Source organism: Trichocoleus sp. FACHB-262 (assembly GCF_014696035.1).
In the GTDB taxonomy this organism is placed as follows: Bacteria; Cyanobacteriota; Cyanobacteriia; order FACHB-46; family FACHB-46; genus Trichocoleus.
Genome location: NZ_JACJPK010000034.1, coordinates 1 through 12,435, shown reverse-complemented (window position 1 = coordinate 12,435; position 12,435 = coordinate 1). Strand labels below are relative to the sequence as shown.

Annotated in this window: 13 protein-coding genes; 5 read left to right on the top strand and 8 right to left on the bottom strand. The window is 48.8% G+C overall.

Annotated elements, in window-relative coordinates; all coding sequences use genetic code 11:
- Positions 1-10 precede the first annotated feature (10 nt).
- The 3 genes from H6F68_RS06495 to H6F68_RS06485 all read right to left on the bottom strand — a co-directional run bounded on the left by H6F68_RS06495 (position 11) and on the right by H6F68_RS06485 (position 1,485).
- Complete coding sequence (locus H6F68_RS06495; protein ID WP_190557490.1) at positions 11-688, bottom strand: hypothetical protein; 678 nt, start codon at positions 686-688, stop codon at positions 11-13.
- A gap of 129 nt (positions 689-817) precedes the next feature.
- The gene (locus tag H6F68_RS06490) at positions 818-1,015 is read right to left on the bottom strand and encodes a hypothetical protein (RefSeq protein WP_190557488.1); all 198 of its coding nucleotides are present in this window, start codon (positions 1,013-1,015) and stop codon (positions 818-820) included.
- A 59-nt stretch (positions 1,016-1,074) separates the two neighbouring features.
- Positions 1,075-1,485: a hypothetical protein gene (locus tag H6F68_RS06485; protein WP_190557486.1), complete on the bottom strand. Its 411-nt coding sequence runs from the start codon at positions 1,483-1,485 to the stop codon at positions 1,075-1,077.
- Positions 1,486-1,573: 88 nt separating this feature from the next.
- On the opposite strand from H6F68_RS06485, the gene H6F68_RS06480 reads away from it, so the two are divergent.
- Positions 1,574-2,236: a class I SAM-dependent methyltransferase gene (locus H6F68_RS06480; RefSeq protein ID WP_190557484.1), complete on the top strand. Its 663-nt coding sequence runs from the start codon at positions 1,574-1,576 to the stop codon at positions 2,234-2,236.
- 11 nt (positions 2,237-2,247) lie between these two features.
- Here the strand turns inward: H6F68_RS06480 and H6F68_RS06475 are convergent, their stop codons facing one another.
- The 3 genes from H6F68_RS06475 to H6F68_RS06465 form a co-directional block, all read right to left on the bottom strand.
- Positions 2,248-3,183 (bottom strand): DMT family transporter, encoded by a 936-nt coding sequence (locus H6F68_RS06475; RefSeq protein WP_190557482.1) that lies wholly within the window; start codon positions 3,181-3,183, stop codon positions 2,248-2,250.
- Between the two features lie 24 nt (positions 3,184-3,207).
- Entirely contained in the window at positions 3,208-4,833 is a 1,626-nt protein-coding gene (locus H6F68_RS06470) for an FAD-dependent oxidoreductase (RefSeq protein WP_190557480.1), read from the bottom strand.
- Positions 4,834-4,980: 147 nt separating this feature from the next.
- On the bottom strand, positions 4,981-6,018 hold the full coding sequence (locus H6F68_RS06465) for an ankyrin repeat domain-containing protein (protein WP_190557478.1): 1,038 nt from the start codon (positions 6,016-6,018) through the stop codon (positions 4,981-4,983).
- A 20-nt stretch (positions 6,019-6,038) separates the two neighbouring features.
- Here H6F68_RS06465 and H6F68_RS06460 point away from each other — a divergent pair, with 20 nt between their 5' ends.
- Together H6F68_RS06460 and H6F68_RS06455 are read left to right on the top strand one after the other, a co-directional pair.
- Entirely contained in the window at positions 6,039-6,815 is a 777-nt protein-coding gene (locus H6F68_RS06460) for a hypothetical protein (protein WP_190557476.1), read from the top strand.
- Positions 6,812-7,615, top strand: coding sequence for a hypothetical protein (locus H6F68_RS06455; protein ID WP_190557474.1), 804 nt, complete (start codon positions 6,812-6,814; stop codon positions 7,613-7,615). The genes H6F68_RS06460 and H6F68_RS06455 overlap by 4 nt, the downstream gene beginning before the upstream one ends.
- Before the next feature lie 47 nt (positions 7,616-7,662).
- Here H6F68_RS06455 and H6F68_RS06450 read toward each other — a convergent pair whose 3' ends face one another.
- Positions 7,663-8,130: a DUF3426 domain-containing protein gene (locus tag H6F68_RS06450; RefSeq protein WP_190557472.1), complete on the bottom strand. Its 468-nt coding sequence runs from the start codon at positions 8,128-8,130 to the stop codon at positions 7,663-7,665.
- Between the two features lie 242 nt (positions 8,131-8,372).
- On the opposite strand from H6F68_RS06450, the gene H6F68_RS06445 reads away from it, so the two are divergent.
- Positions 8,373-9,410, top strand: coding sequence for a hypothetical protein (locus H6F68_RS06445; RefSeq protein ID WP_190557470.1), 1,038 nt, complete (start codon positions 8,373-8,375; stop codon positions 9,408-9,410).
- Between the two features lie 96 nt (positions 9,411-9,506).
- On the opposite strand, the gene H6F68_RS06440 is transcribed toward H6F68_RS06445, so the two are convergent.
- Positions 9,507-11,036 (bottom strand): NAD(P)/FAD-dependent oxidoreductase, encoded by a 1,530-nt coding sequence (locus tag H6F68_RS06440; protein ID WP_190557468.1) that lies wholly within the window; start codon positions 11,034-11,036, stop codon positions 9,507-9,509.
- Between the two features lie 190 nt (positions 11,037-11,226).
- Between H6F68_RS06440 and H6F68_RS06435 the strand changes: the two genes are divergently transcribed.
- Entirely contained in the window at positions 11,227-12,420 is a 1,194-nt protein-coding gene (locus H6F68_RS06435) for a hypothetical protein (RefSeq protein ID WP_190557466.1), read from the top strand.
- The last annotated feature ends 15 nt before the right edge of the window (positions 12,421-12,435 follow it).

Genomic DNA, 12,435 nt, shown 5'->3' with positions numbered 1-12,435 from the left:
GTTGAATTTACTAGTTGCGATCGCGCTCAACTGTTTCTAACTCAAGATATCGACTTTGCAACACTCGAGACTGAGCGGCCAATACCTGAGATTGAGTTCGCAACCTTTGAAATTGTGCTTTTAGCGCTAGAGATCGGGCTTTAAGGCGGTCGTGGTCATCCTTAAATGCGATCGCTTGTTTGGATAAAGGGTAGGTGTTATCTGTGCCAGAAATACGAGGCTGCGGAGATGGACATCTCCGCAGCCTTCCCAGATCTCTAGGGCTACCATCTCGGCCATAAATTAGTTGAAGCAACTTGGCCAAAGCCTCTCTGATAGGCTCATCCTCATTGAAAATTTTTTTCGCGATCGCTTGATTATAAGAAACTTGATCGGAGTTTAAGGCCTGACATAGTTCTTGATTCGTATGCTGCAATTCCTGATAGCAGGATTTCAACTCCTTAGCCTGGCTCCACAACTGCTGATACAGAGCCTTCTTTTGTGCTTTCAGTTGTGTTGCTTCTGCTTCTATCTGCTTGACCTTTTCCTCAGTTTGTTGAATAAAAAGGTTTAGATAGTCCTCAAAGTTGGACTCTTTACTATTTAAAGGCTCATCTTGCAGCTGCTGAATTTGGGCTTTTAGTTCCCTCACCGCCATTAAAATGTCAACTTGGATTTGGCCCTTAGTGGGTTGTGTTTGGTTATCCATACTTCTAGCGATTGCTAGATTTAAACTAGCAAAAGAATACTGATGCTCACAAATTTAGAACTCATTACAAAAACTTGATTCGTCCTTTTGGGCGAATCAAGTTTTTGTGTTTATGGCTACTAGCATTTTCTACTTAGTAGCTGAACTCTTCAAACGAGTTGAAACATTTTTAGTTGATTCCACTAAAATTACACCTACTGTCCCGCTGCAAACACCTGATCCGCCATCAAGTTCAACTCTGCGCAGCTCATAGCGTCCCCCATCTTCTGGATATTGGTTGACAAACTGATCAAAGGTCAATGGCGATCGCGCAACTTGCCCAACCATAGTCAATCTCTCCCTAGGTTTATGGGACTTCTGGCAAATTGGATTTGATGAGTTGAAGTCTACTGGAGGGGTTCTGTCACCCAAGTAGATTCAGCTTCTGTATCCGATTTGCTAAGCTGAGCTAGCTTCCAATTTTTCTGGTCGGGTTGCTGTTGCAGGTAGACCTCGAACGGATTTTTTTCCTGAGTGACTTGGCGGCTGGGAAACTTCAAGGTGAGGTCGTAAGTTCCTTGCAGATGGTAAGCGGGTAAGCCTTGAATCTTTAGGGAGTCTTGCTGGTCGATCGCGACTTGCTTCACTTCTACTTTGGGGGGCTTTTTGAGTCGGAGTTGTTGGGCGAGGGTTTGCTGAGTTTGGCTGACTTGTAGAGCGATCGCTTGTTGAACAACTCGGTCGCTCAGCCCCGGAATGCCGTTGCCACAAGCCGTTAATAGCCCCACCAGAACTAATGCCAAAATCGCTCGGATCATAAACTCCACTCTCCTCTGAGTTTCCAGTTACAGCAAATCACACTCAATATAGTAATTTTGTAGCTGCATTTTTAAGCAAAACATCCCTATGTCTAATAAAACACTTGATTTAACAGACCAACTGTATAACTATCTGTTGTCCAACTCTTTGCGGGAACCGCAGCTTCTAGCGCAACTACGACAGGAGACCGCTGAACGTCCGATGGCTCAGATGCAGATTGCTCCAGAGCAAGGGCAGTTTATGGCGCTATTGGTGCAGCTAATGGGGGCGAAGAAGACTTTGGAAGTGGGAGTATTTACAGGCTACAGTTCCTTAGCGGTGGCGCTGGCTTTACCCGTTGATGGTAAAGTCATTGCTTGCGACGTGAGCGAAGAATATACCGCGATCGCCCGTCGCTACTGGCAAGCCGCTGGCGTGGCTAACAAAATTGAGCTGCGGATTGGCCCAGCCGTAGACACCCTAGACCAGCTTTTAGCCGCTGGTGAGGCCGAAACTTTTGATTTTGCCTTTATTGATGCTGACAAGAGCAACTACTGGAACTATTACGAGCGATCGCTGCAACTCGTGCGTCCGGGTGGGTTGATCGCGATCGATAATGTGCTTTGGTCTGGACGGGTGGCAGACCCGCAAGTGCAAGACAACCGCACCGAGTCGATTCGCGTCTTCAATGCCAAGCTGCACCAAGACCAACGCATCACGCTCAGCCTGGTTCCGATCGCGGATGGCTTAACCTTAGCTCTGAAGCGGTAGCCGAACCAGCATTAACTAAACAAGAACCAAACACCTGCCCAAGCGACCAAAACACCCAGAATGGCCTGTCTGCTAACCACTTCACCCATTGCGATCGCGATCGGCAGAATGAACAGGGGGCTAGTGGAACTGAGGGCTTGGGCTACCCCAACTGCCGTAAATTTGAGCGAAGTTTGTTGCAACCAGATGCCCAAATAGGTGCTGAAAAAAGAAGTGACGGCGATCGCGCCTAGCCCAGACATACCTCGACGGCGATCGCGCTCTAACTCTAGGGTTTGCATCACCAATCCTGCTTGCCGTCGCACTAGTAGCCACACCAGCATCACCAACACCCCGGCGGCTAAACGGACTAGGGTGCTCCACAAGGGGCTAATGGTGCTCTGAGTTAAAGCGGCACGAGACAGCACCGCCCCTCCTGCCTGACCCAATGCTGCCAGTAAACCGTAACCAACTCCTAGTAAAGAATGAGCTGATTTATTTGTCACTGAGTTGGTTGTTCCAGTCAGCGATCGCTCACTCACTACCCAAGTCACGCCGACAATGGTAAGGAAAATCCCCAACCAATTGCTCAGTTTTAGGGTTTCTTGCAAAAACAGTAAGGCGAGGAAAGCGGAGAGCGGGGGTGCTAAAGCCTCCAGTAGCAGAGTTCGCCTTGGCCCCAGTAAATTCAGTGCTGCAAAGTAATAAGTGTCGCCAAAGCCAATCCCCACCACGCCACTCAGGATCAATAGTCCCAAAGCGGTAACGTTAATGTCGGGTAGACTACTGCCTTGAAGCCAGAGGGTAATGGCGAGGAAAGCGATCGCGATCACGCCTTTCACAGAGTTCAAAACCAAGGGAGGCACCCGCTGCCCAATGCGAGTGTAGATGACAGACGCGATCGCCCACAAAAATGCCGCACTCAGCGCGGCTAGTTCGCCCTTAAATTGGGTGAGCCAAATTAGCATGGGATTCGTGGAGCTGATGAATCCCTATAATCTCCCAACTTTGAGGTCTTGGAGAATTTCGTTGGCGGCTTGAATGCCAGAGAGAGCGGCTCCTTCCATGAAACCCTGCCATTCGTAGAAAGAGTTGGCATGTTCTCCGGCGAAATGGAGATTACCGACGGGTTTGCCTTCGTTGCCCGCAATGCTGGTAAATTGTCCGGGCGTGTAGCAGGTGTAGCTGCCTTTGGTCAATGGGTTAGAGGGCCAAGGCTCTAGGTGAACGCGGTATTGACCATTGATTTTAGTAGCGACTGCTTTTGACCCCGGATACACTCGATTGAGATCCGTAAGGAAGCGATCGGCCTCGGCTTGCACATTGCTGACTTTGAGACGCAGAGCGCGATCGCCACTGGAGTAGTCGGTGAGAATTGCCTGAGTACTGGTGGCTTTAGCAGGGTTGGTTTCCCAGGTGGATTGGTGGTTGGGCAGGTCGGAGTAAGAGCTGCCGTTGCTGGCAGGGAGCCAAGGCCGCCCGTTGAAGCCGAGCATCATCTTGGCATTGTTGCCATAACCCAGCTGTTGGATGGCTTGAACCTTCCAGGCAGGCAGACCCAGGCTTGGATCCAACTCGACTTGACGTAGTGTCGTGAAGGGAATGGACAAAACTACCGCATTATAAGTAGCGGTTGTGGTGCGAGAGCCACTCTGGAAGGTGAGTTCAATCTGATTGGTGCCCGTTTTTCGCACCCGCAGCAGTTTCATGCCCAGTTTGACTGGACTTTGTAGGCGATCGCGCAACCCCTGAGTGATTTTGTCATTCCCCTCGACTACGTGATAGCGTTCATCACTAAAGACACCAAAAGGCGTGAATTTAGAACGGCGATCGGCATGAATAAACAGGAGGAAGTTTAAGCAGCTTTGTTGAGCGATCGGTAGGCCATATTCCGCTTCATAGGCGGCTTTGATCGCTGCCTTCACCACATTACCCGCTTGGCGGCTGTCGAGATAGGCTTGTAAGCTGGTGCGATCGAGTCTCACATCTGCCTCGGTGTGGCTATCAGCGCTAGGCTCACCGGAGAGCGTCCGTAAGTCTGCCTGCATAGCTGAGACCAAAGCTCGGAACTCATCCACTACCACTGATTCTGGGTAGCGCTGACCATTGAAATAGTAGAAAACTTCTCCTGGTTGTTTGTTGACATCTTCTAGCGTCAAACCAAATTCGCGAGCATAGCCGATCAGGGTTTTGTGCAAGTTATCAATAAACTCACCTCCCCGCTCCGCTACCTGCCCAGGGAAGAAATTGTTACCCAATGAATAGCAACGGCCCCCGACGCGATCGCTGGCTTCATGGAGGGTGGCAAGAATGCCATTACGTTGGAGTTCGTAGGCACAAGTCAATCCCGCAAATCCTGCTCCTACAATTCCCACAGTGGCACTTGATTTCGGTTTGGGTGCAGCACTGACCTGACCCATGTGACCCGCGATCGCGCCCGCAATTCCCAAACCGCCTAACGCTAACAACTCCCGGCGACGCAACCGTTGGCGATCGGCAGCTTCCTCAATCGCGGCGAGCCACTCTAAACCTTGGCTAGTTGAAATCTGCTGCCGATCGCAAAATAAAGCAACCCGGATAGCCCGCGCCAAATTGTCGAAGAGAGGGGAGTGACTCATAAGCTTCCTTAATAGCAGTTTTCTTAATAGCGAGTGAGGGAAATAGTCCCTAACTAGAGTTTGTTAGATCTGCTACACGTTAGCCAAAAACTGAAGTGACTGTCATCCTAAAGGAGCAATAATTCTCCTGCTAAAAACCCCGTAAAGTTATTTTTGCTCGTATGGCTTAGCGCCTTTTTGCTTTAATAAAGCAGCAATCTCTGGCTGGTTTGTGGCGATCGCGTGATCCAGAACAGAGTAATAGCCATATCTCAACCGATGAGGTTCCACAAAAGTTTCGCGACTCGCTGCATCAACTCTTGCCCCCTGCGCTAGTAGAAGTTTCCCGATCGGTAATGAGCCTCGCCGCACTGCAAACATCAGCGGAGTCCGCCCCAAGTGATGGGTAGGATTGACATTGACTTTTTCAGACAGCAGTCGTTGCACGATCGCAGAATTACCCCGCCAAGCGGCATAGTGCAGTGCATTCTCTCCATAGGCATTAGCTGCTTTTGCATTCGCACCTTGTTGCAGTAACAGTTCCACCAGTTCTTTGTTGCCGTGCCCTGCGGCGACCATTAGCACTGTTGTCCCATTGGCGCGATCGCGGTCGTTTGGATTGGCTCCTCCTTTAAGGATTAAGCGGATTGTTTCCATACCCTGATCGCTGACTTGAGGAAACCGATCTATGTGGCTAGTCCAATCTAGAAAGCTAATGTATGAGTTGCTGAACAAGGCTTCTTGCAAAATAGAATCTGTATTCCCATCTTGCTGATTCGGGTCTGCACTGTGCTTCAACAACAATCGAACCAGCGGATCATTTCCTGTACGTACAGCTTGTCGCAGGGGTGAAACACCGTCATTAGCATTAGGGTCTGCGCCCCGCTTAAGCATGAGTTGAATCAGCTCTGGCTGATTGGTCTGAACAGCTCTCAGCATTAATTCAGAGCGCTCAATGTCTTGAGCCGATACAGACTTTAATAACCGTTTGGCTTGGGCAAAATCTTTGTTGAAAAAAGCGGCCTCTAACGCTTCTACTGGGGTCAGAGTAGGCTGTAGTTTCAATTGTGAAGTAGGTTTTGGTTGACTGGGTGGAGTAAATGAAACTCGATAGCTACAAGCTGTGAGTAGAGTAGCTAGGGCGATCGCTACACTATTCTTACTAAGACATCGATTTATCTTTTTTCTGGGAATTCTATCTGTCATAAACATCGTTCTCAGGCTGCATGAAAATTAGCCAGTCGCCTCAAGAGCTGATCATTTATCATCGACAACCAGGGAGATGGATGATCGCGATCGCTTGTTTGGCAGTTGGTGTGGCAGCAGCCCTTAAAACCAGCATTATTTCAGAGATCTCCTGTCAACGAACTGCAACCCTACCGAAAGCAGCATTAAACTGCACTCTGACCTATGGCTCATTGAGCGGTCTCACCTCAGAAAGCGAGATTCAAGTTCAAGCAGTTTATAAATCGCCCATCTGTGTACCTCCTCAGCTTGGCTGGACAGACTGCTTTGGCGAAGTAAATGTATTAGAAACTCAGCGGGGTAAAGTTTATGTTTTGGGAATGGAAGCCGATCTCCTAGCTGATGTTGTGAATCAATTTATCAGCCAATCCAATTCGTCTTCGTTACAGCTTGAGATCTATGGTTGGTCGTTGAATCATCCTCCTTATAATCTTGTATTTTTTATTCTGCCCTTTGTTATGTTTATTCTGCTGTCTAATTGTCTAAGACAAGAAAAAATTTACAGGTGCCAGTTTAATAAATCGAGCGGTTGGGTGACGATTGCCTGCACACAGATCTATGGCACAAAGGTAGTCACCACAGAGCTTCCCATCGCAGACATTGAAACAGTTCATTTACGTCGATTTATCCCTAATTGCCTGCTCCTAAAACTGAAATCAGGCAAACAGGTGCGAGTTGCGGAATTTCTTTGGATACCCCTTCAGACAAAGCGATCGCTCGAAAAAGGCCGCCAGGTAATCACAGAGTTCCTTCAGTGAGAATTTTGAAACAAACCTATCAAGAACTTGTGCTCTGCCATCGGCAAACAGGTCGCTGGTTGGTTGCAGGTGGCTGGCTGTTGCTCCTCTGCTTAGGAGCGATCGTCGGGTTTAGTTTTAAGCCAGAAATTGTTTGTCCAGGTGGCACCCAAACTCCAAGTTGTAGATTAACGTACCGCTCATTTACAGGTTTAGCCCTAGAGCGAGACATTCAACTAAAAGCGGCTCGCTCCGAAAGCATCTGTGGGTTTAGCCGCACGCAAAAATCGAGTTGTAACGGTTTCACCGTAATCTTGACGACTGATGCAGGAGACATCTCTTTTCCAGATGACTATCTCCGCTTTCAAAAGAAAAGAGCGAATCAATTTATTCAAAATCCCAGCAAGACCTCATTTCAGATTCAGTCAGGAGTTTTGCCCGTCATAGATCGGCCATTTCTCTTTGTGCTTGGGTGTATGGTTATTGCTGTAATATTGCGGGCGGTAGATACGTCACTGGCAAAAGAAGAAATTTATACTGTGAGATTTAATAAGACGAAAGATTGGGCTACGGTGACGTGCAGACAGCGCTCTGGTAAACCCCCAATTGCAGTGACTGAGTTTCCAATCTCGGCGATCGCATCTGTGAATGTAGGTCGAGATTATCTTGCTCTAACGCTAAAATCTGGGCGAGAAGTTCGGCTTGCTGCTGCAATTTGGGGCAAAAAAACTATGATAGAGCCTATCGGTGAATCCCCGGTAGAAGTGAATCAAGCTTTTAACGAAACTCAGAAAGAGATCTCGGCCTTTCTACAAAATTGAGTAGGGGCAGGCGATCGCCCGAAATGCGCCCAAAGCTCTAAAGCCAATCAAAGATAACGGGCAACTTGAACTGTGATTTCATTTAGAGGCTTTTGGGGCAATCGATTAGCCTTCAAGACACGGCTAAAGTTGACTGATGCTCCAGCTTGTAATGCCCCAGGAATTTCCAGCGGCAAAATTCCTTTGTAGAGAACCTCCTGGCTTTGCTGATCTACCAGTTTGTATTCCACTAAAACCAGAGGGATAGGCTGATTATTGCGATTCGTCACGCTACCTGACACGGCAACCAAGCCATTGGCGGTAGGCTCAACCCGCAAATTGGAGAACATCAGTGGTGTCAGTCCAGATGCGGCAGGCGATCGCGGGCAAACTGAGCCATTTAAGTCAATCACTGCTCCTGCGGAGTTCAGCATCCAGCAGCCTTCATACTCTTGAGCGATCGCTGGTTGGCTAAACCAGACAAGTTCCACTAACAGTAAAGCTAAGACAAGGAACAAACGTAAAAAAGTCAGCATGGCAGGATTTCAATAGTCGCGATCGCAGCCCACTACTACAGTGGCAACTTTAATCTAACCTGGGTCGTAACTGAGCTTGCGGATGGAAAGATTCTGTGCTGCTAAATGGAAGGCGGCATAGGATTCAAGAGCATATTCGAGTAAATGAAAGAAAAGTAGCATTTCTGGGTATTTTAGTAGCAGTAAGTTGCCCCCTTCGACAGGTTCGCTAGTTTAAGACCCATAGGGAGACACTTCCAGCTATGCCAGAGACAGATTCATCAATTGTTGATTTGACTGACATTCAAGGAATTGTTGCTCAAGCCAGTGAGCTATTTAACCTCACTGACTCTGACAACGCCTTTGGTAGCATTACCTTTCCATCTATCCTGGACCGTGCCAGCAGCATTTCTCAGTTCGTACGCTCTCTAGCAGCAGGTCAAAAAGATACAACAGGTGCATCATTTGAGGAGCAGCTTGAATCTGCTGAAACCATTCTGACAGCACTTCAGCCTAGTTTAGGTGGCATAGTTGACCTTAACAAACTTGCTGATTTGCTCAAAGACATAGACAGCGCTAACTCGAAGATCAACATTCCCATCGAGAACGCTGGCTTTGAAGACCCAGCTCAGGAAGACTTTACCTTTACCGTTGAGCCACCGCCTGGTTGGGACGTTTACGACCCCAATGACATTATTCCTGATGTAACAACTGACGACTCTTCGGCAACGGGTGTCTTTAACCCCTCCCTCAACAATTACCCTGGTGGCGTTCCAGAGGGAGATAATGTTGGCTATAGCTTCTTAGTTGATCCTGTGGGGAGTGGAGAGGCAGGTTTAAGCCAAACTCTCGATACGCTGCTCGCTCCCAACACTCGTTATACTCTTTCGGTTGCGGTTGGTAATCCCACTGGTGATGATCCAGTTCCAGGAATTTCCTTCCCAGGCTTCTCAGGCTACCGCGTTGAGTTGCTAGCAGGTGGGCAAGTTTTGGCGGTAGATAATAATTCTCTGCACATTCCAGAAGGAGAATTCAAAACTTCCAAGATTACTTACACCTCTTCTGCCACTGATACGGTGATCGGTCAATCCTTAGAAATTCGCCTGATCAACTTGTTGCAGGGACCAGGGATTGAGGTTGATTTTGACGATGTGCAATTGACGGCCAAAGCACTTCCTGTAGGCAGTAAAAGCTCCCACAACTTGAGCGAGGAACATGGCAGCCTCCTCAATCCGCTGCATCCGTCCTCTAACTTGACCCTCCCTTTAGGAGCCGTTGACAGTTCTAGTTTGCTTGGCTAATTCTGCTTGAGATGAGCGATCGCATCTCTCTCATCTCTTTTTGCTAGAGAATTAGAGATACCTGTAGGGGCGAACGGTGGTTCGCCCTCATAACTCTTAGAGCCGTAGTTGATCCAGCAATGTCTTGACTTGGTGGGGGGAGACGAGGGTATTAGCACATAAAATCCCGGAAGCGGCAACTGCAGGGACACCAATTCCTGGACTCGTGCTGTCTCCTACCCGATATAAACCTGCGATCGGAGTTTGGGGTCCGGGAAACATGCCTTGTCCAGCGGCGATCGCGGGGCCATAGGTGCCTTGGTAACGGCGCAAGTAACGAGCATGGGTGAGAGGAGTACCAATCAGTTCAACCACAATGCGATCGCGCAGATCTGGAATTACCCGTTCTAGGGCACGAAAGAGAGTTTGAGCTTTCTCTTTTTTGCGCTCCTCGTAGTCTTCATCTCGCTGCCAGCCTGTAAAGGGTTCTAATGTGTAGGCATGAACCACATGATGACCCGCTGGAGCCAGATCAGCATCCCACACCGATGGAATGGAAATCATGCAGGTGTTGCCCGGAACGGTGATATCTTGCTCAGAGCTATGCACCACCACATGATGTCCGGTGAGAGCTTCTAGACCATCGGCTCGGATACCGAGGTGTAAGTGCATGAAGCTTTCTACTGCTGGTGTGGCGATCGCCTTCTCACGATAGACCGTAGGCAAATTCTCCGGCTTGAGTAGCTTGGTATAGGTATCCCAAAGCGTGGCGTTAGAAATCACAACCGGAGCTTTGACGCTTTCACCGTTACGCAGTTGCACTCCTACGGCTTTGCCGTTCTCAACCAAAATTTGCTCCACGTGAGTTTTGAGCCGCAGCTTGCCGCCCCAACGCTCTAAGCCTCGAATTAAAGCTTGGACGATCGCCCCGCTGCCACCCACAGGGTAATCAATCACCGATCGCGATCGCTCTCCCAGCATAAATGCTACTTCTGGGGCAATCGTGCCTGCTGCTTTCAGTCCTGACAGCAAAAAACACTCCAAATCAATTAACCGCCGCACCCAAGGATCTCGCACCGTTTGATCCATAATTTTGCCGACTGAACTTTGAATCATGCCTAGCTGCGGTAATAGCTTGATCAAAGCGGGAAGGTAACGGGTGGCTAGGATGGGTCCAATTTGCCAATCAGCTCGCAGCGCGATCGCTGGAATGCCACGCAAGGCTTCGTAGAGAGCTAACAATCTGCGTTCAAATTGGGCAAGTTCTTGAGCGCCTTGAGGAGTAATTTGGGCCACAGCGGCTCGATAGCGTTCAGGATTGCAATACGCCGGAAATGTGCCTTCGGGGAAGTGGTAGTGACCCAGCGGATCATAAGCGATCGCCTCTACCCTCTCTTCCAAGACATCCAAAACTTGGCGTAGCGGGTTCAAACTGTTGGGGTCACTCAAGCCTGCATAAAATGAGGGGCCTGCATCAAAGTGAAAGCCTTGATAGGTAAAGCTCTGAGCTGCTCCCCCTGGCAGATTATGGCTTTCGCAAACCAGCACTCGCTTGCCATAGCGTGCCAAAAGAGCCGCAGCAGTCAGGCCACCAATCCCGCTGCCAATCACAATCACATCAAAATCTTGAGCTTCAGAACCTTGCATGTAGTTTTCTTGAGAGAACAGACATCAACCAGTAGAGAGACGAGCTAAGCGCGATCGCTAGGCTAAGGTTAGGCACCGTAGCACTCTGACAGAGATTTGATGATTGGGGAATCGGGAAATTTTGCGACCACCCATCAAAGCTTCTGTGAGCAATTACTAGCAAGAGAACGCATATAGGACCCAACTTGCTATGAACATATTATCGACTGAGGAATTAAAAACCTTAGTAGAACAAACCCAAGGTGTGTGTGTTTCGCTATACATGCCGATGGTTCGCCTCGGCTCTGAAACTCAGCAAAACCCAATTCGCTTTAAAAACTTGATTCGGCAAGCAGAAGAACAACTGGTTAACCAGGGTATGCGCTCTACCGAAGCTGTGGATCTGCTCAAACCCGCTCATGACCTTGATCATGAGGACTTTTGGCAACACCAAAGCGACGGCTTGGCTATTTTTATCGCCAATGGTGTGTTTCGGTACTATCGTCTACCGACTAGCTTTAATGAGTTGGTAGTCGTCACCGATCGCTTCCACATCAAACCCCTACTGCCATTCTTAACGGGCGATGGAAAATTCTATCTGTTGACCCTGAGTCAAGAAGATGAAGTGAAATTCTTTGAAGGCAGCCGCTTCAGTCTTCAAGAACTTAAGGTAGAAAATATGCCCAAAACCTTGAATGAGGCGCTGCATTACGATGGGCCAGATCAGGGAATTGAGCAGCGAATCGCGACTTCTCGGGGTGGTACCAACAACTCATTCCAGCAACCGGGTACTTTCCACGGTCAGGGCAACGATGGCGCAAAGCAAAATGATATTCTGCAATTTTTCCATCGCTTAGATGAAAGCTTGCATGAGACGTTGCGGAGTCAAAAAGCGCCTTTGGTTTTGGCAGGAGTGGAATATCTCCTTCCGCTCTATCGCGAAGCTAACACCTACCCTCACTTGCTGGAAGAAGGGATTAACGGCAACCAAAAAATCTCTCAGCCAGAAGATCTCCATGACGCCGCTTGGCAGATTGTGGAACCTCTCTTCCAGCAAGCCCAACAACAAGCAGTAGAGCACTACCGAGAGCTGAACGGCACTGGCAAGAATTCTCACGATCTGAAAGAGGCAGTTTCTGCGGCTTATTATGGACGGGTGGAACAACTGTTTGTCGCCGTGGGTGTGCAACAGTGGGGCACCTTTGACCCTAATGCTAACCAGATCCAAGTTCACACCGATGCCCAACCTGGAGATGAAGATTTGCTAGATTCTGCGGCAATCCAGACTCTCCTAAATGGTGGGATAGCTCACATCTTGCACCAAGGCTTGAAAGGTGAGAAGAAGGGGCGTGAAACCAATACTCTGCAAGAACAATGGATATTCTTGCCCACGCCCAAGAGCTAATCTACCACTTGCTCG

Coding starts and splice junctions, on each gene's coding strand:
- H6F68_RS06435 (WP_190557466.1), top strand. CDS start 11,227: ATGAACATATTATCGACTGAGGAATTAAAAACCTTAGTAGAACAAACC.
- H6F68_RS06465 (WP_190557478.1), bottom strand. CDS start 6,018: ATGACAGATAGAATTCCCAGAAAAAAGATAAATCGATGTCTTAGTAAG.
- H6F68_RS06440 (WP_190557468.1), bottom strand. CDS start 11,036: ATGCAAGGTTCTGAAGCTCAAGATTTTGATGTGATTGTGATTGGCAGC.
- H6F68_RS06490 (WP_190557488.1), bottom strand. CDS start 1,015: ATGGTTGGGCAAGTTGCGCGATCGCCATTGACCTTTGATCAGTTTGTC.
- H6F68_RS06485 (WP_190557486.1), bottom strand. CDS start 1,485: ATGATCCGAGCGATTTTGGCATTAGTTCTGGTGGGGCTATTAACGGCT.
- H6F68_RS06475 (WP_190557482.1), bottom strand. CDS start 3,183: ATGCTAATTTGGCTCACCCAATTTAAGGGCGAACTAGCCGCGCTGAGT.
- H6F68_RS06480 (WP_190557484.1), top strand. CDS start 1,574: ATGTCTAATAAAACACTTGATTTAACAGACCAACTGTATAACTATCTG.
- H6F68_RS06450 (WP_190557472.1), bottom strand. CDS start 8,130: ATGCTGACTTTTTTACGTTTGTTCCTTGTCTTAGCTTTACTGTTAGTG.
- H6F68_RS06495 (WP_190557490.1), bottom strand. CDS start 688: ATGGATAACCAAACACAACCCACTAAGGGCCAAATCCAAGTTGACATT.
- H6F68_RS06460 (WP_190557476.1), top strand. CDS start 6,039: ATGAAAATTAGCCAGTCGCCTCAAGAGCTGATCATTTATCATCGACAA.
- H6F68_RS06445 (WP_190557470.1), top strand. CDS start 8,373: ATGCCAGAGACAGATTCATCAATTGTTGATTTGACTGACATTCAAGGA.
- H6F68_RS06470 (WP_190557480.1), bottom strand. CDS start 4,833: ATGAGTCACTCCCCTCTCTTCGACAATTTGGCGCGGGCTATCCGGGTT.